Source organism: Pasteurella pantherarum (genome assembly GCF_049670885.1).
Taxonomy (GTDB): Bacteria; Pseudomonadota; Gammaproteobacteria; order Enterobacterales; family Pasteurellaceae; genus Pasteurella.
Map to the genome: position 1 here is coordinate 231,845 of NZ_CP187173.1, position 16,375 is coordinate 248,219.

Consider the following 16,375-nt stretch of genomic DNA (forward strand, 5'->3'; position numbering starts at 1 on the left):
CATAATTGACACAAGGAGTTTTTTGCACTATTATTTCCCATAATAGCCAAATTGTAATTTACTTTACTTTTTGGCTTTTTTTATTTAAGGGCGTAGTTCAATGGGAGAACAGCGGTCTCCAAAGCCGTACGTTGTAGGTTCAAGTCCTACCGCCTTTGCCACATTCACAAGCCTAGTCTTAACGGACTGGGCTTTTTTTATGACTAAAATATGACAATTTTAAATAACGAAGCTGATAGACGAGAGTTAAAAACATTCTTCGAAAAGCGCATATCAGAATATCAGCAAGACTTATGTCAAGAGGGATTGACTCAGCAACAGTACGATATTTTGCGTGGGCAAGTAAGAGAACTTCAATCCCTTATATCCACATTAAAACTTAACTAATTCACGACCGCACTTTGAGCAATCAAGTGCGGTTTTTTTATGTCAACCAATTACACAAGCCGCATAATGCCGCTTTAGGAGTAATACATGGAAAATCAAGAACACCAAGAATTTGATGCAGATGCCGCTTTTGAAGAAGCCGCTCAATCTCTTGAAACTTCTGGTGAACTTACTGCTACTGAAAAGCCATTAGATGCAGAAGAAACCCCAAAGGACACGCCCGATCAGCGTGAAGAAAATCAAGATCAACCTCAAAAAGAGGATGTGAAAGATGAGCTTCCTGAATGGTTAGCTAACGCCTCCGATGAAGTGAAAGAAAATTTCCGCAATTTAGAAGCAGATAAAAAACGCTATCAACAAAACGCTCGTTCACAAATCGGTCGTGTTGGTGCGTTAAATAAGAAATATCAACAAAAACAAGCAGAAAATCAACGTCTTCTCGCTGAGATTGAGCAATTAAAACAGCAAAGCAAACCGCAATTAACTGGGGATTTAGACCAGTTAAAAGAAGACTATCCAGAAGTCGCCGCTGTCATTAGTAAATTAATCGACCAGCAAGAAAAGCGTTTTGACGATATTTCAAAACCTCTCAACAGTATTGCCGAATCCAATATGCGTGACTTAGCTCAACAAGAGCTAGAAGAGGGGATTCATTATGTGACGGGAATTATTCCAGATGCCGAACAGATTCTCTCTGATCCGCAATTTGGAACATGGCTAGGAAGACAGCCTACTGGTATTCAAGCCATGTTTTCATCTAACGATCCAAATGATGCCATTTATCTTCTAAAAGAGTACAAAAACACGCTATCCGCAAATGCTGAACGAAGAGTTAAGCAAACTCAACAGCTTTCCGCAATGTCATTTCCTAACGGCTTAAATACCCCTAAAGGAGGAGAGGAAGTTGATGAGGAGGCTTTATTCAATCAAATCGCTGCTCAATTAGATAAAGGGCGATTTCGTTAATTAAGTTCATCAGATTAAGGAAACATAGATTATGTCTAATACAACCAAATACTCCGATATTTCACCTCGTACTCAAGTTTATGCCGATGCTCAAATGTTGGCACACGCTGAACCAATCTTGGTGTTATCAAAATTGGCACAAACCAAGCCAATTCCACAAAACAAATCACAAACCATTAAATTCCGTCGTCCTAAACCTTTCCCTGTAGCGACAACACCATTAACCGAAGGTGTTACACCAACCGCACAAAAAATGTCTTATGAAGATGTGGAAGTGCAATTAAAGCAATATGGTGCGTGGACTGAAATCACTGATGTTATTCAAGACACTCACGAAGACCCAGTATTAAAAGACCTTACGATGATTTCGGGTGAGCAAGCAGCGGAAACAGCGGAGATGGTGACTTGGGGGGCTATTAGTGGTGGCACAAATGTAATTTACACCACGGGCTCAACAACTAATGCTGTTAAAGATCCGTTAAGCATTAATCACATTCGTGCGGCAGTGCGTAAATTACAGAAAAACCGAGCTAAGAAGAAAACATCTATCTTAGATGGTTCTATCAAGTACGGCACTAAACCTATTGAAGCATCTTATATTGCGGTATGCCATACAGACTTAGAATCTGATATTCGCAATCTTCCTAACTTCACACCAGTGGCTGAATATGGCTCACGTTCACCAATCTCACCACAAGAGTTAGGGTCGGTTGAAAACGTTCGCTTTATCACTTCGCCATTATTTGCCCCATCGACAAATAGTGGTGCAGCCGCAGGAGGTAAAGTAGTAGCTACTGGTGGTACAAATGCTGATGTGTATAAGATTATCGTGTTTGGGCAAGATGCTTTTGCGGTGTGTCCATTAAAAGGCAAAGAGTCCGCACAAATGAAAATCCGCAATCCAGGTAAAGCAGAAAAAGGCAATGAACTAGGTCAAACAGGTTCAGTTGGCTGGATTGCTTGGCACGCAGCTAAAACCCTAAACGAAGCGTGGCTTGTTCGTATCGAAGCGGCTGCTACTGAACTTTAACTAATAACCCCGTGACGTTTTGTTGCGGGTTTTTTTAAGAGGAAAAATTATGTCATATCCATTTATCTCACTCACTTCAAAAGTTGAAGAATTAAAAGCTCACTTGCGTGATGTTTGTGGTATTGAAAAAGACGGGACAAAGAATGAGCTTATTGATGCAATTCTTGAGTATGAAAAAGCGAACGGTTTAGAACGTAATAATAACAAGCCTGACAACACAGAAAGTGATGAAGAAATTTTATCTGATAAAATCGATTTACCACTCAATAAGCAAAAGAAAGTCAGAATTAAGATTGCGGAATCTAACGGCGATCGCAGTGATGTTTATGTGTCTATTAATGATTGGGATGCATTAATCCAACGCAATAAGGAGGTGGTGATCCCTGAGCCTGCTTACATTTTATTATCAAGTGCTGGAGATAACACCTACGAGCAAAATAAAGATGGTTCATTAGAGGAAGTCTTTGTTCCTCGCTACAATATCACCTTCCTAGGTTATGTAGAGTAATAATGAACTTCTTGCAACTTGCCCAACGCCTTCGCCAAGAAATGAATGATACTGGTGAAGGTCCAACACAGGTAACCAATCAACGTGGGCGGAGCCTTGAATACGTCAATGCTATTCGTGAGGCATGGACTGATATTCAGATTCTAAGACCTTGGGATGATCATTTTTGGGCTAATGGATTCTCACAGGGGAATATACAAGTGTTAGATGTTTCCACTGACACGCCATTTATTCCTGAGCAATACCATTTGGCAATTGTTTATTTTGCCATGGCGAATAAAGCAATTTCGCTTAATGCCCAAGAATTGGTTATAAGAGGAGAAAGAGAGTGGGATAAGTATTTATCTCTATTTTGCCGTGATTTTCTAAGAGGTATCCACATTGCTTAAGATTCCTCAAATCCAGTCTCAATTTGTTGCAATTAGTGGTGGCATGGATTTAACCACCCCACCAATTGTTAAAGCTAACAGCGAGGCTATTATGGCTCTTAATGTTCAGCCAAACTACGAAGGGGGATTCTCAAGAATTGAAGGGTTTGAATGTATAGACGGACGCACCACGCCTTCTGATATGATGCATTTTTCTATTATGTTAGATCGGGTGGTAGACAGTCTTCATATCGGCAAAACCTTTCAATTATCCAGTAAAACATGCCATATCATAGATATAAATGACAATATTATTGTTGTCGCTGTGTTAGGTAAACTGACTAGTCATGCAGGCGATTCGTTTAGATTAGAAAGTCAAGAGTATAGATTATTATCAACGCCATTAATTGATGCGGGTGATATTGAGAAATATCAACATTATCAGGCAAAAGCATTCCAAGTGGGGGTAAATCTTGTTCAAGAGGTACCAGGGGATGGAAATGTTTTAGGTGTTGTTGAGCTACACGACCAAATTATTGCTTTTCGAAATCAAGATGAAAAGTGCGGTGTTTTTATTGCTACTGAAAGCGGTTGGCAACCCCCTCAAAAGACTTATGTTGCCCACTTAAAAGAAATCACCAATCCGAAAGATCTTATTGATGGCATTGAGTTTTCTATTGGGTCTAAAAAGTCAACAATCCTTTCAGCTGTCCTTTCTGCGGATGATTCAGCGGGGTTTATTGTAACAACCATGAACATATCTAACGAAGCTCAAATTACTATTTCAGGTCGTACTGTGGCGAAAGTGAAATCTTGTGATGAAGTACTGTTAGGTAAAGATGGTGTTTGGCAGTTCATCTATCATAATTTCTACGGAAGTCCGCACACACAATACGCTTATGGTTGTAATGGTTTACAAGTTATTGAAGTAAGACCTAACGGAATAATTATTCCTATTGCCACTTACACCGAAAACCCTACCTATATTTGTTCTCATCGAAATCATCTATTTATTTCTTTCAAAGGTGGGCAATTTGGGCATTCATTGGTTGGAAATCCCACAAAATGGTCCGTTATTTTAGGTGCCGAACAATTTAGTGTTGGTGATGAAATTACCGCACTTTCTTCAACCGTTGGCGGCGTGTTATTAATTGGTTGTAAGCATAAAGTGACCGCACTTTACGGTTCAACTCGTGATGATTGGGTTTTAAAAGACATTTCAAGAGTGGGCGTTAAATCAGGTACATTACAAAATGTTTTCATGCCCATTGCGGTTAGTCAACACGGAATTATTCGTATCGATCAGACAGAACAATTTGGCGATTTCAAACTCAGTGAAACTGATTCAAGTCGAAAACTAGGCTTTAAACCTGTAGAAAACAACATCATCTATTCATCAACTAAAGCAAAATCCAATCAAGTTAGATTTTATTCTGAAAATGCATTGCATATTTGCATGATGCTAATGCCAGATGGGCAAACCAAGTGTTCTTACTTTAATTACCCTCAAAAGATAAAAGGGGTCTGGCAGAGTCACCATTACACATTTTTAGCTTTTAGCGATGGTAAGGTGTATAGACAATCTGATAAGTGCTATTCCTTTTCAGGCGAACCAATTGATTGGGTGGTAAAAATGGCTTTCAATCATTGCGGTTCACCTATACACATAAAAAGCTGGAAAAGTGCGGAGTTGCAAGCAACAGCTAAAGGTATGATGAAATTTCAATATAGATTCGACCTTGATTACAACTCTGATTTCCATTCCCCTAACTTGCCGAGGGAAATTCAGGCGGTAGGTGATGGTGGTCGCTGGAATGAAAGTTTATGGAATGATTTTCTATGGTCGGTAGAAGATTATTCAACACCAAGCTTGCATCTTCATGGGCATAGCAAGAATATATCCATCTCATTCTCAGGCAGTTCCTTATATTCCCCTCAATTTGAATTGACAGGGCTTATTCTAAATTTCATACCACGGAGATTCCAACGTGTCTAATCAAGCGGAAAAATACAGAAGAAAACACGATTTTCTACCTTACACTAAAGCAGATGGCAAAGCGGTATCAGAAGAGTTTGATATGGTTCAAGCTCATTTAGATAAATTGCCTACATTAAGAAATGACGGCAAAGGCTTTGCGGTAAGCCCTGTAATCCCTGAACCAACAGAAGACAACCACCCTGCAACTTACGGGCAATTAAGAACAGGGCAAAATTCTGTTTTAGAGAGTAAAAGAGTGGTCGAGGAAAGAGCGGAGGAGGTTGAAGCGGCAGCTCAGCAGGTATCAAGAGATGCGGAAAGTGCGGCATCAGCTAAGCAGCATGCATTGAGTGCAGAGCAGATCGCCACCGAAAAAGCGGATACTGCAACAACTCAAGCTAGAATTGCAACAGAAAAAGCAGATAGCATTAAAAATGCCTCAAGTATAGTGGAGCAAGCGAAGCAAAACGCCCTTAATTCCGAAACGAATGCGAGAAAATGGGCAGTTAACCCAGAAAATAATGCGGTATCTGGTGGTGAGTTTTCAGCATACCACCACGCAGTCAAAGCAAGAAAATCAAAAGAAAGTGCAGAGCAATCAGCAAGCACCGCTTTAAGTGCCAAAGATTCCGCCCTTTCGAGTAAAGAAATTGCAAGTCAAAAAGCTACAGAAGTCACAAATGCACTAGCTCAAATTAACTCACTAAAAAGTACAACAGAACAAAAAGCAAGAGAGGCTTTAAATTCCGCAACACAAGCTCAACGCTCAGCACAAACAGCGACAGAAAAGGCGACGCTTATTACAGGCGAAGCGGAAAGAGCATCAACATCTGCGACAAATGCGGAAAATTCTGCACAATCGGCAAGCGAAAGTGCTAGACGAGCGGAGAGAGCAGCATCTAGTGCTAATACCACCCCAGTTATAAATAATTTAACAAGCACATCAACTTCTTCAGCACTTTCTGCTGCAATGGGTAAAGCATTGCAAGATGAGAAATTAAGCAAAACAGATGCAATCTTCAATCAAAAACGTGGATATTACAAAGCGATAACGAATCTCTCTGGCAAGAAAATTATCAAAATCAATCTACCTAGAAATATTGGTATTACGGGTATTATTAATATTAGCATTTTAGGATCTTGGGGAGATGAGGATGCAAGCGGATTAATTGAGATGAGGGGGGCGATCGGGATTAATCCAGGGCGAGTATGGGGGCAGTCGCTTGATTGCACAAAAACATTTGGCAAGACGAAATCTAATTTTTATCTAGAGCCTACCGTTCACATGGGAGGGAATAACACACCGTTTATTAAACTTCATAAACGTAAAAATAACAATAACCCTGTTTATATCTATGTTGAACTCATTTCAGATAACAACTTGTCAGACAAAGAAATTACATTTGAAGTAAGTAGTGATAGTGGGGTTATTTCCGACCGTGAGAATGACTGTGCCGTTTCTTTTACGGCATTAAAAGACAAACCGACAACACTTTCTGGCTATGGGGTAACATTAGAAATTTATAATGGTACAGATAGCACTCGAGTAGATGTGCCTGTTTCAGCTAATGCAGCTAAACAATTAAAAGATCTTATTGATGGTAAAGCCTCACTGACAGGTAATCAGCAAATTGATGGTGAAAAGACCTTTAAGAAAATAGCTCGATTTCAAAATTTGATCCGATTCGCCACTACGGAAAATATTTTAAGTGAAAATAAATACGGTGAAATGGGTGCAGATAATGACAACACTCACTGGAGGTTTAATCATTCAGGTGGTGGAACGGTACGCATTCATAGAGATGGGCGGTTTACTTACAACAACAACCCAATCTGGCACAGTGGAAATTTATCATTTAATGTGAAAAGAATGCCGAGAGAAACAGATGTTAACACTTTAAAGTCAGACGGGATTTATGCTTTCACTGATGGAGGAGTAAATCTTCCAAGTAGAAATGCGTACCATCTTATTGTTATAAGCGGAAATGATTCAAGATGGTGTAGACAAATCGCTTTTCGCTCTTATTCTGACGAGATTCAACATAGAACATTAGCAAGCCTAAACGGGGCGTGGGGAGAATGGAAAGAAATTGGGCGAAAACCAAAGCGTATTTTTGAGGGGTCAGTCAGTTTAAAATCAGCAGATTCTACGGTACAGCTAAGTGAGGATATCAGAGGGAAATTTGCCGTTTTTAAAACACTTGAGCATGGACAAACAACGATTACAAGCGAACGAGGTACAAGCACAAACATGCGACGTCTGAATAAAATTTTTCGAGTCCCCCCTATTTCTACCACAATAAATATTTCAGATAATTATTCAGACATAATCGTGTTTATTGGTGGTGAAAATGAATCATTTGAATGCGGAGAATTTGGCTTTAGGGTGTCGAATAATGGCAGAACATTAACTGTCTCGAAAGTCGCTCAATCTCAAATTAACTATGACCTAAAACAAATTTACCTATTATAGGAGTGAGTATGAAGGTTTATTTTTCAAAAGAAAATCCACGCAATTATCAAATTTTCCCAGAGCCTAACAATCTAGAGGATTTTGTGGAATGGGAGATTGAAGATGCATCAGAACTCGATCGAAAAGTGATGGTTACTCATGATGGGCAATACAAGTTTGTTGAGAATCCGCCATCTTCATATCATAGTTGGAATGGGGATAAATGGATAATCAATGAAGAAGCAATGGCAGAAATAAAAGCCAGCGCTTGGGAAAGAATCAAGGAAAAACGCTATCAAAACGGTCTGGGTGGTGTTTATATTGAAAGAGTGGGCAAGTGGTTTCAGACGGGCGAGGAAGAAAAAACAAAGTATCTTGGTTTAGATAAAGTGATTGATTTACTTGGTGAGGTGAATTGGAAATGTTACGACAACTCTTTTATTAAAATGGACCGCACTTTATTAAATGAGATTTTCGCTCAAATGGTACAGACAGAAAACGCAGACCATATCAATGCAGAAAAACACAGACTAGCAATGCTGGCATCTGACGATCCACTTAATTATGATTTTTCAACAGGATGGAGTGCAATTTATGAAGGGTAAATATTGGTTAAATATCGCAATTGCTTTCGATCAGCTTTTTAATACGTTTTTATCTGGAAGTCCAGATGAAACATTGTCCAGCCGTGCTTATCGTGGTGCTATCCTTGCGAAAAAACCAAAGAAAAAGTGGTTATGGTCCTATAAAGCGATAAATAAAATCTTCTTTTGGCAGAAAGACCATTGCAAACAAGCATACGAATCAGAAGTGAAACGCCGACAATATCCATCGGCGTTTTCTCATTTATAAGGAGATGATATGGGTATTCTTAATTCAATGAGTGAAGCTCTCAATAAAAATAAAGGGCTAGCCCCTACACAACCTAAACCACCTACACTCAACACACAAGCACCACCGCCTAATAACCAACAAACCATGGCGGGACAAGTCGCAAATAACCTTAATGCGAATTCATTATTAATGAATACAGCTGCGGCAAGAGGTGAACGCATGGCGGCAAGTCGTGGATTGCAAAACTCAACATTGGGGATTGAGGCTAGTCAAAGAGCAATGGTTGATGCGGCAATGCCAATCGCTCAAGTTGATGCAGGGAATCAACATCAATTAAGTATGCAACGTGATCAACAAACCTTTGCTGCGACACAAGCAAATTTAGATCGCACTCATCAGAAAGAGATTGCAAGGTTAAATGCCGATCTATCTCACAATAATGCAATGAAAGAGCTAGGGGCTCAGGTTTCTGCTAATACAATTGGTAAATCAATCGATTTTACTATGCAAATAGCCAATAACTTTGATGCTCAAATTGCGGGCATTTTGAATAATACAGGCATGAAAGAGGAGGATAAGGCAAAAGCGATTAATCAGCTAAAAGCAAGCCGTGACTCAGAACTTGCTTTTATGGTGGATTTTATGAAACGCATGCCAACCACGCAAAAAGATTGGGTTAACTTTCCAAGTCTTGGCGTGCCTACCGTATCAATGCAATAGGAGGAAGTATGTCATATTTCGATGGTGTAATCAGTGGAATAACTAAAGCGGCTAATTGGATGCAGGAAAACCCTGCGGCGACAAATCTCTTTGGCGGCATTCTTACGGGGGTGGGGAGTTATTATGCTCAAAAACAAGCCAATAAAGACCTGATGCGACAACAAGAGGCACAATATAAAAATATGCTTGAATATCAGAAAGAGTTATTAGGTCTTCAAGACAAAATGAAAGAAAAATATTCTGCGGTGCCAGATGTCGATTTTGGTTATGGTGGTCTTGTTGTAGATGATGCACCTAATCTCGCAAATGGTGGGATTTTAACTGAAATGAAAAAACGATCAGATGGTAAGAAAAAAGTAATGTAAGGGGTAAGTAATGGCTCGTACAGAATATGATGGTGATATTGGCGGAGGATATGACCGAGAAAGAACAGTTCACGATGATGGAAGTCGCAGTGATTGGTCTGGTGGATGGGAGAATGACAAAGACCATGATGAAGATCGCCATTTTGGTTCATCGAATCGACTAGAGCCGACTCATCCAGCATACAATCCTGTGGGTGGTGAGAGTGTGTCGGATGAGGGGCGGAGTGGTTGGGAAGAGCATGAATCGGGGAATGGTTATGTTAACACTAATGACAGAATGAATAACCATTTAAACCGATACGGAGCCGATAAAGGTTACACAAACTCATTTAATGAAGGGCGAGGAGCGATTAGTTCTGCAATTGCTTCAACAAGACAGTTTCTATCAGCAACAAAAGATGATCATGCTAAAAAGGTCACTTCCTTAACGGGTGGTGGTAGCACTGGTTTATTGGCAAATAACATTCAAAGCCGAGAACAGATAAGAGATTTTAATAATCAGATAAGAGATTTTGTCAGACAAAATAACTTTAAAGATGAAAACGACCTAAGGCAGCAAGTAGAAAAAAGGTTTGGTTTCGGGGCATTGGAATACCACAATCTACAAGGCCAGATAAAAGAATTAAGAGATACGCCATTTTCTGCTTTTCAAAGTCAGTATAGAGGATCAGCCCTTGATGCCATTGAAAATAGACCAAGAGATATTGCGGGTAATTTTGTCGGTCAACATATTGGCGGACTAGGTGCGGGTGCGGTGACTAATGCTTTAGCTAAGGTTAATCCTGTTGCTGGCGTTGTTGGGGGATCTATTCTCTCCGCATTAAGTGGTAGAGCAGGTACGATATACAATAATATCGAAAATGAGAATCGAGTTTCTTCCCTAAACAATGCATTAAAACAGGCAAATGCATTAGGAAGAGAGCGTGGTGAGAGAGAACTTGAGAGAAATAAAAGTAATATTCTCTCTGGTTTAGAAGCTGTATCAAGTATTGGCTCATTTGTGCCAGCGGTCGCCCCCATTGCTTCTGTTGTTGGTTTAGGGGCTAACTGGGCAAATACAGAACATAGCGTTTCAAATTCCTTGAAAAATCTTTCTTATGACCCTGAGGCTCGTTCTCGCTATGAGGCAAGAGTGGCTAGACACGAAAAAAGAAAAAGAGAAGAGAAAGAGTTTGAGCAAACTTACGGTAAAAATAATGATGGCGGAGGGATTCTCTCCACTCTATCTCACAGGTTAAATCACTTAGCGAATCAAAAACCTAAAGAACAACCTAAACCCTTGGATGTGCCTTATTACGGGATTCCATCAATAGGAAATCTTTGGGGTGAAGTAAAAGTAAAAAAGGAGATTAAATGATGGGTATCTTAGATTCAATGGCACCAAAACAAGCTCAAGCACCACAACTGGCAGAACAGCAACAAGGAGGTGGTGATATGGGGCAAATGTATCAATTTCTAATGGAAAATTCTGCACGAGCAATTGCTGGTGTTGCACAACAACGCATTCAAGAAAAGGGGGCTGTTGAGGGCGTGGCAGATTTGGTCGCAACCGCAATGATTTCCAATCTTCAAGCGGCACGCCAAAATGGCAAAACAATTCCACCACAAGTTATGATTCAAGTCGCTAAAGATATTGCTATGAATTTATTGCAACAAATGGGGGTACCAGAAGATGAATTAGATGACGTGTTTATTGATGTCTTTTTAAGAGCATTGGAATTATTCGGTGATCTATCTGATGGAATGTTACCACCAGAAGAAGAACAACAATATGTATCAATGATTAACCAGATTGCTCAAGCGTTACAACAAAAAAGTGAACAATCTCAACCAGCATTTGAGCAAGGAGGCATGTAATGGGATTCGGTGGTATTTTAGGTGCAATTGCTCAAGGTCTTGGCACTGGAATGAAAGGGGTTGCGGATGAGGCTTGGAAAAAAGAAGCGGATGATAGAAAATTCAAGTTTTATGCGGATGAGTCAGAAAAAGGTAGATTGCACGAGCTTGATATGCAAGAAAAGAAATTCCAGCAAGAAAAGGAAATGGAGTCAATAAAGCACAAAAACGCAATATCACTAGCTGCATCAAGGCTTAGAGATGGTGTAGGAATTAGTGGTGGAAATAAAGATAATATAAATCAATTCAATGATATGTCTTTGGCAATAGAAGACGGAATGAAACAAATAGACTCGATTAACCAAGCAATTGCTGAGTCTGGCGGAGATAAAGGCCGTATTGCTCAATTAATCGAACAAAGAGATAGAATTCAACAAGGCATTGATGAGATTAAAAAAAGCGATCAGTATTATGCACTTGGCAATAACAGTGGACTAGGCGAGCGTGTGAGAATAAAACATAACATTCTATCTGGCGGTTTTGTTCCTGAAAGTTTAAAACAAGAAGAACAAGAACCAGTTGTAGAAGTCGCCACGTTACCTAAAGTTGAAAGACCAAAAATGATTAATGCTAATGATAAAGAGGCACTTGAACAAGCAAGACGTGATATTGACTCAAGAACTCTTAAAGAAATGAGCAAAAGACAAATTGAGCAGTATGGCAATAATCCAATGCTGAATTTCTATAAAAGCTATTACAATCGATAAATTAGCAACGCCATTTTTACGCCAATACAAGCTTATCTTGTTGTTTTAAAAAGATTTTGTTTTCTCGCCCAGAGCACCACATTATAAAAGTCAATAAATTTTCTATAAATAGAAGTAAAATAGAAAAGTAAGAATAGACAAACAAAAAATAGAAAACTGACAAAATAGAAGATCGCAAAAGTGCGGTCTTTTTTATTTTTATTTTTATTTTTTATCTTTATATTTTTTATCTTTATATTTTTTATTTCCACGCCTAAGATTCCTCGCTCATTTGAGCCATCATAAAATAGATCATCCTTTATTTTAGCATGCCTTTTATCACATCATATGACATATTATATGAGATGAATTGGATCTTTTTATTATGATTGAATCCATATTGGAACCCGCTATTAGAAAAATCATATTTCTACCTATTTATTATTATAAATGAGATAATGAAATGATATAATTATTGAAAGCCATTACTATTTATATTGTTATTAATACATAATGAATTTAGTTTAGCCGTTATTAGTTTTAGAAAAGGTATAAAAATCAATGCAAAGTATTTCATCAGCAGAGATCGAGCAAATTCGTGGTCAAATGTTACGATTTGCAGAATTACAGTTAAAAGATTCTGTGTTAGCAGAAGATCTTGTGCAAGAAGCATTTGTCAGTGCATTAAAAAATATTGACAGTTTTAAACGTCAAGCTGCATTAAAAACATGGATTTTTGCTATTTTGAAAAATAAAATTATTGATTATCTTCGCACCAGTAAGCGGTTTATTGTGGAAAGTGATTTAGTGCAAGATGATGATGAAAATGAAAACAGCTTTTTTGAGCGTGGAAATTGGAAAAAGGAATATTCCCCCTCTCGTTTACAGGAAGATGAAAATACAGTGTATTCCGAGCAGTTTTGGGCATTATTTGAAGCTTGTTTAACCCGTCTCCCCGCGGCACAAGCAAAAATTTTTATGATGCGAGAATATTTAGAATTTAAAGCAGAAGAAATTTGTAAATCTGAGCAAATTACTTCGTCTAATCTACATGTGATGTTATATCGAGCACGTTTACAGCTACAACACTGTTTAACTAATAAGATGGGAGGAGACAAATGAAATATTGTTTTAAGATTACCCAATTGATGTCGGAATCTCATGAGAGGCCGTTATCCTTTGCGGAATCTGTTGCTGTTCGTTTACATCGTATGTTATGTCCACGCTGTGATAATTTTGGGCATAACTGTGATAGTTTAAGTCAGATGATGAAGCAATTTGCGGATCATACTCAGGCTTCTGTGGATAGGCAACCCACACAGCCCTCTTCTGATAAATAATAAAATAGGCATCTTTTTAGATGCTTTTCTTTTTTCTGCAATATATTGAAAAATAAAAAAGTGCGGTGTAAATTCTAAAAATTTTCACCGCACTGAATCGCATTGTTTTTTTACTTTCTCAGGTTATGCCGCTTTTGGATAAATCACTTCAGCGTTTACCCATTTCACCCAAGTTTGTTCTAACAAGGGGATTAACGGGGTGCTGTCATCGACAATCGTATTTAACGCAGATAACACCTCTTCTAGGGCACTGGGCTGCTCTTGTAAATAACTGAGTAGCCAAAAGTCTAATTCTGAGAGGCTTTGTTGGTTGACAGAAAAATCGCTGTCTCGCCAAATAACAAGTTGGGTTGGATTTTCTTCAAACTGGCGGAACTGACTGGAAAAGAAATCGATCTCATACTGTTTTAGGTAAGCCGTTTGCGAGAATTGCATGACGGTATTTCTATCCCATTCAAACTCTTCAGGCACATTTGCCATTGCTACTTCAGCAAGTAATTGAGTATGTTCAAAATCCATTAAATCCAACACGTGCTGAGGGAAGACTTGGCGGGCTTGGCAAAATGCAAGAAATTCTCCCGCAATGTCTTGAAAGTAAGGGGAATGTGCCTTGCCTTCTTTGACAAAAGTCTCTTTGGTGTCGTTCCATTGTGCTGGCGTGATATGTTGAGGTGCTTCTACATAACAGCGATCAATAAAACCGAAAGTATTATTACGCACGAGACGGGCATACACCGCTAAACGACGAGGGGCATAGCCATTCAAAGGATCGGCACTTCCCAAGCGTACTGCCTGAGCAAGGGCTTGTTGTGTTTCAACAAGAGAGGCTTTAGGCTGCATGACGGATTCCTTGATTCAACTTATTATATTTTTGTTGTAACTGGCTGATGTGTTCGACTTCAGCGTAAAGTTCAGCAAAAGGAGGGAAGTTAAAATCCCTTTCTAATAATGTCGGTGGAATTTGCGGTAAACGTTGATATGCATATTCTAGCAAGTCCCATACATTCCCTTTCACCGCTTCCCCATGAGTATCCACAAGTAATTCTGGTAAATGGCGGTATTCTCCTTTGACTTTGTTAAAGGATTCGCCACTTTCATTCACAATCTGTGCGGCAGAATGATCTTCATCATGTCCTGCAATATGAATGTAGTTGACACGGTTGACATCCACTTGATCTAAAAAGACATAAGGATCAAGTAATCCATGATTGACGCCATTGACATAAATATTATTCACATCTAAATGAATACCACAATTTGCTTCTTGAGCAATGGCATTTAAGAATTCCACTTCATTCATGGTGCTAGTTGGAGAATGCAAATAGTAAGAGGTATTTTCTAAGGAAATTTGTAGTCCTAAAAAATCTTGCACATCACGAATGCGTTGAGCGACGTGTTTCACCGCTTCTTCTGTAAATGGCATAGGTAATAAATCATAAAGATGCCCTTCGCATTCACAATAACTTAAATGCTCAGAGAAAAAGACAGAATGATATTGTGTCATTAACTGTTTAATGGATTTTAATAACTGACGATCTAAAGGGGCTTGTCCACCTAAAGACAGCGAGAGACCATGTACAGCAAGTGGGAATCTTTCAGCGGCTTGATCAAATTTATAGCGTGCTGAACCGCCCATTTTTATCCAGTTTTCTGGGGCGACTTCCATAAACTTAATTGCACTGTTGTCTGGAAGTAATAAAAAATCTTCTGCGAGATCTCGACGATACCCTAATCCTGCACCTTGTAACATAGTATTGACTCCATAATTTGATAAAAAGGGCTGGTGTAATTATTTACACCAGCACAATGAGGCTATTATTTAGAACCGCATTTCCCTTCGCCACATTTTCCTTCAGCAGATTTTGCTGCTTTTGTTTTGTGAGGATGTTTGTGATCATGGCCACCACATTTGCCTTCGCCACATTTCCCTTCAGCTGCTTTTGCTTTGTGGTCATGTGCACCGCATTTACCTTCACCACATTTCCCTTCAGCCGCTTTTGCTTTGTGATCGTGTGCACCGCATTTGCCTTCGCCACACTTCCCTTCACCTGCTTTTGTTTTTACACATTTACCTTCAACACAATGTGGTGCTTTTTCAGTAGATTTTGATTCAGCACTGACAGGTGTAGATACTGCTACGGTTAATGCGCCGGCTAATGCCGCTAATGTTGCTAATTTCTTCATGTTTTATCTCCTTGAATATAGAAATGTTGCTAAACGACTAGAGGAATTTCAACCAATCCTTGGTTGAATATTTTCTCTGTAATAGAGAATCTAAAGAGAGCATCCCTGCTCCTTGTGTAAATAATGGTAACAACGTGACTAAATAAATCAGTGCCATTTTGTAACCATTATTACATACGTTATAACCTGCACCTGCGTGAACGGTATACCATGCAACTGCGGTTAAAATCGCTAAACTCAATGCACTAAAGCGAGTAAATAAGCCGAAGATAAGAAATAGAGGCAGGATAAGTTCGGCCCCCATTGCTAATGTCCAGCTAAAGTCTGCTGGGAGTAGATTGAAGGGGAAAGGAAAACCTTCTTGAACATCCGTGAACCAGTTTTCACCATTCCATTTTTCTTTGCCCGCTTCAAAAAACTCCCAAGCGAGAAAAAGACGTAAACCAAATAGACCGATGCCTGTGCCAATCCGTTGGGTATTGCAATTCGTAGAAGTCATTATTTGCCTCATAATCTTTTATGTTAGGACAAGTTATCCTTAACTTGTCATCTTAAAAGATGCTTATCCTTAAGCATCATGGTTTTCTTGAAAGGAAATCATTCCTGACAATAAAAGGTGATGTATTTCCTTATCTATCACATGGTTTATTAGTCGATGTAA

At 39.1% G+C, this 16,375-nt stretch carries 18 protein-coding genes, 1 tRNA gene and 1 pseudogene; 16 read left to right on the forward strand and 4 right to left on the reverse strand.

All coding sequences use genetic code 11. The features are described 5' to 3' along the window. The first annotated feature begins 86 nt into the window (after positions 1-86). The 16 genes from ACPEEM_RS01175 (at position 87) to ACPEEM_RS01250 (ending at position 13,530) form a co-directional block, all read left to right on the forward strand. A tRNA-Trp gene (locus ACPEEM_RS01175) sits at positions 87-161 on the forward strand. 313 nt (positions 162-474) lie between these two features. After that, positions 475-1,353, forward strand: a complete 879-nt coding sequence (locus tag ACPEEM_RS01180) for a hypothetical protein (protein ID WP_424407429.1) — start codon at positions 475-477, stop codon at positions 1,351-1,353. Positions 1,354-1,384: 31 nt separating this feature from the next. Continuing rightward, positions 1,385-2,383 (forward strand): N4-gp56 family major capsid protein, encoded by a 999-nt coding sequence (locus ACPEEM_RS01185; RefSeq protein ID WP_424407431.1) that lies wholly within the window; start codon positions 1,385-1,387, stop codon positions 2,381-2,383. Between the two features lie 49 nt (positions 2,384-2,432). Next, complete coding sequence (locus tag ACPEEM_RS01190) at positions 2,433-2,891, forward strand: SAP domain-containing protein (protein WP_424407433.1); 459 nt, start codon at positions 2,433-2,435, stop codon at positions 2,889-2,891. Positions 2,892-2,893: 2 nt separating this feature from the next. Further along, positions 2,894-3,280: a hypothetical protein gene (locus ACPEEM_RS01195; protein WP_424407435.1), complete on the forward strand. Its 387-nt coding sequence runs from the start codon at positions 2,894-2,896 to the stop codon at positions 3,278-3,280. 43 nt (positions 3,281-3,323) lie between these two features. After that, positions 3,324-5,255, forward strand: coding sequence for a hypothetical protein (locus tag ACPEEM_RS01200; protein WP_424407437.1), 1,932 nt, complete (start codon positions 3,324-3,326; stop codon positions 5,253-5,255). Further along, positions 5,248-7,710, forward strand: coding sequence for a hypothetical protein (locus ACPEEM_RS01205; RefSeq protein WP_424407439.1), 2,463 nt, complete (start codon positions 5,248-5,250; stop codon positions 7,708-7,710). Before ACPEEM_RS01200 ends, ACPEEM_RS01205 begins: the two co-directional genes overlap by 8 nt. Positions 7,711-7,718: 8 nt before the next feature. Then, complete coding sequence (locus ACPEEM_RS01210; protein ID WP_424407441.1) at positions 7,719-8,294, forward strand: DUF4376 domain-containing protein; 576 nt, start codon at positions 7,719-7,721, stop codon at positions 8,292-8,294. Beyond that, positions 8,284-8,541 (forward strand): DNA helicase UvrD, encoded by a 258-nt coding sequence (locus ACPEEM_RS01215; protein WP_424402772.1) that lies wholly within the window; start codon positions 8,284-8,286, stop codon positions 8,539-8,541. The genes ACPEEM_RS01210 and ACPEEM_RS01215 overlap by 11 nt, the downstream gene beginning before the upstream one ends. A gap of 9 nt (positions 8,542-8,550) precedes the next feature. Next, positions 8,551-9,243: a hypothetical protein gene (locus tag ACPEEM_RS01220; protein WP_424402773.1), complete on the forward strand. Its 693-nt coding sequence runs from the start codon at positions 8,551-8,553 to the stop codon at positions 9,241-9,243. A gap of 8 nt (positions 9,244-9,251) precedes the next feature. Next, positions 9,252-9,608 carry a hypothetical protein gene (locus tag ACPEEM_RS01225; RefSeq protein WP_424407443.1) on the forward strand — a complete coding sequence of 119 codons (357 nt, stop codon included), beginning with the start codon at positions 9,252-9,254 and terminating at the stop codon, positions 9,606-9,608. Between the two features lie 10 nt (positions 9,609-9,618). Beyond that, positions 9,619-10,965, forward strand: coding sequence for a hypothetical protein (locus tag ACPEEM_RS01230; protein ID WP_424407445.1), 1,347 nt, complete (start codon positions 9,619-9,621; stop codon positions 10,963-10,965). Continuing rightward, on the forward strand, positions 10,962-11,465 hold the full coding sequence (locus tag ACPEEM_RS01235; protein ID WP_424407447.1) for a hypothetical protein: 504 nt from the start codon (positions 10,962-10,964) through the stop codon (positions 11,463-11,465). Before ACPEEM_RS01230 ends, ACPEEM_RS01235 begins: the two co-directional genes overlap by 4 nt. Then, positions 11,465-12,211: a hypothetical protein gene (locus ACPEEM_RS01240; protein WP_424407449.1), complete on the forward strand. Its 747-nt coding sequence runs from the start codon at positions 11,465-11,467 to the stop codon at positions 12,209-12,211. The genes ACPEEM_RS01235 and ACPEEM_RS01240 overlap by 1 nt, the downstream gene beginning before the upstream one ends. A 540-nt stretch (positions 12,212-12,751) precedes the next feature. Continuing rightward, a complete protein-coding gene (locus ACPEEM_RS01245) occupies positions 12,752-13,312 on the forward strand; it encodes a sigma-70 family RNA polymerase sigma factor (RefSeq protein ID WP_424402489.1) in 561 nt (186 codons plus the stop codon). Beyond that, the gene (locus tag ACPEEM_RS01250) at positions 13,309-13,530 is read left to right on the forward strand and encodes a hypothetical protein (RefSeq protein ID WP_424402490.1); all 222 of its coding nucleotides are present in this window, start codon (positions 13,309-13,311) and stop codon (positions 13,528-13,530) included. Before ACPEEM_RS01245 ends, ACPEEM_RS01250 begins: the two co-directional genes overlap by 4 nt. 123 nt (positions 13,531-13,653) lie before the next feature. Here the strand turns inward: ACPEEM_RS01250 and ACPEEM_RS01255 are convergent, their stop codons facing one another. From ACPEEM_RS01255 to ACPEEM_RS01270, 4 genes and pseudogenes are all read right to left on the reverse strand, one after another. Continuing rightward, positions 13,654-14,370 carry a DNA-binding domain-containing protein gene (locus tag ACPEEM_RS01255; RefSeq protein WP_424407451.1) on the reverse strand — a complete coding sequence of 239 codons (717 nt, stop codon included), beginning with the start codon at positions 14,368-14,370 and terminating at the stop codon, positions 13,654-13,656. Continuing rightward, positions 14,360-15,280 (reverse strand): DUF692 domain-containing protein, encoded by a 921-nt coding sequence (locus tag ACPEEM_RS01260; RefSeq protein WP_424402492.1) that lies wholly within the window; start codon positions 15,278-15,280, stop codon positions 14,360-14,362. Before ACPEEM_RS01260 ends, ACPEEM_RS01255 begins: the two co-directional genes overlap by 11 nt. A 152-nt stretch (positions 15,281-15,432) precedes the next feature. Continuing rightward, positions 15,433-15,714, reverse strand: a pseudogene (locus tag ACPEEM_RS01265) (hypothetical protein); the annotation flags it as partial. A gap of 37 nt (positions 15,715-15,751) precedes the next feature. Continuing rightward, complete coding sequence (locus ACPEEM_RS01270) at positions 15,752-16,213, reverse strand: DoxX family protein (protein WP_424402493.1); 462 nt, start codon at positions 16,211-16,213, stop codon at positions 15,752-15,754. Positions 16,214-16,375: the final 162 nt, after the last annotated feature.

Coding starts and splice junctions, on each gene's coding strand:
- ACPEEM_RS01190 (WP_424407433.1), top strand. CDS start 2,433: ATGTCATATCCATTTATCTCACTCACTTCAAAAGTTGAAGAATTAAAA.
- ACPEEM_RS01235 (WP_424407447.1), top strand. CDS start 10,962: ATGATGGGTATCTTAGATTCAATGGCACCAAAACAAGCTCAAGCACCA.
- ACPEEM_RS01210 (WP_424407441.1), top strand. CDS start 7,719: ATGAAGGTTTATTTTTCAAAAGAAAATCCACGCAATTATCAAATTTTC.
- ACPEEM_RS01185 (WP_424407431.1), top strand. CDS start 1,385: ATGTCTAATACAACCAAATACTCCGATATTTCACCTCGTACTCAAGTT.
- ACPEEM_RS01215 (WP_424402772.1), top strand. CDS start 8,284: ATGAAGGGTAAATATTGGTTAAATATCGCAATTGCTTTCGATCAGCTT.
- ACPEEM_RS01260 (WP_424402492.1), bottom strand. CDS start 15,280: ATGTTACAAGGTGCAGGATTAGGGTATCGTCGAGATCTCGCAGAAGAT.
- ACPEEM_RS01180 (WP_424407429.1), top strand. CDS start 475: ATGGAAAATCAAGAACACCAAGAATTTGATGCAGATGCCGCTTTTGAA.
- ACPEEM_RS01200 (WP_424407437.1), top strand. CDS start 3,324: ATGGATTTAACCACCCCACCAATTGTTAAAGCTAACAGCGAGGCTATT.
- ACPEEM_RS01230 (WP_424407445.1), top strand. CDS start 9,619: ATGGCTCGTACAGAATATGATGGTGATATTGGCGGAGGATATGACCGA.
- ACPEEM_RS01245 (WP_424402489.1), top strand. CDS start 12,752: ATGCAAAGTATTTCATCAGCAGAGATCGAGCAAATTCGTGGTCAAATG.
- ACPEEM_RS01255 (WP_424407451.1), bottom strand. CDS start 14,370: ATGCAGCCTAAAGCCTCTCTTGTTGAAACACAACAAGCCCTTGCTCAG.
- ACPEEM_RS01195 (WP_424407435.1), top strand. CDS start 2,894: ATGAACTTCTTGCAACTTGCCCAACGCCTTCGCCAAGAAATGAATGAT.
- ACPEEM_RS01240 (WP_424407449.1), top strand. CDS start 11,465: ATGGGATTCGGTGGTATTTTAGGTGCAATTGCTCAAGGTCTTGGCACT.
- ACPEEM_RS01220 (WP_424402773.1), top strand. CDS start 8,551: ATGGGTATTCTTAATTCAATGAGTGAAGCTCTCAATAAAAATAAAGGG.
- ACPEEM_RS01270 (WP_424402493.1), bottom strand. CDS start 16,213: ATGACTTCTACGAATTGCAATACCCAACGGATTGGCACAGGCATCGGT.
- ACPEEM_RS01225 (WP_424407443.1), top strand. CDS start 9,252: ATGTCATATTTCGATGGTGTAATCAGTGGAATAACTAAAGCGGCTAAT.
- ACPEEM_RS01250 (WP_424402490.1), top strand. CDS start 13,309: ATGAAATATTGTTTTAAGATTACCCAATTGATGTCGGAATCTCATGAG.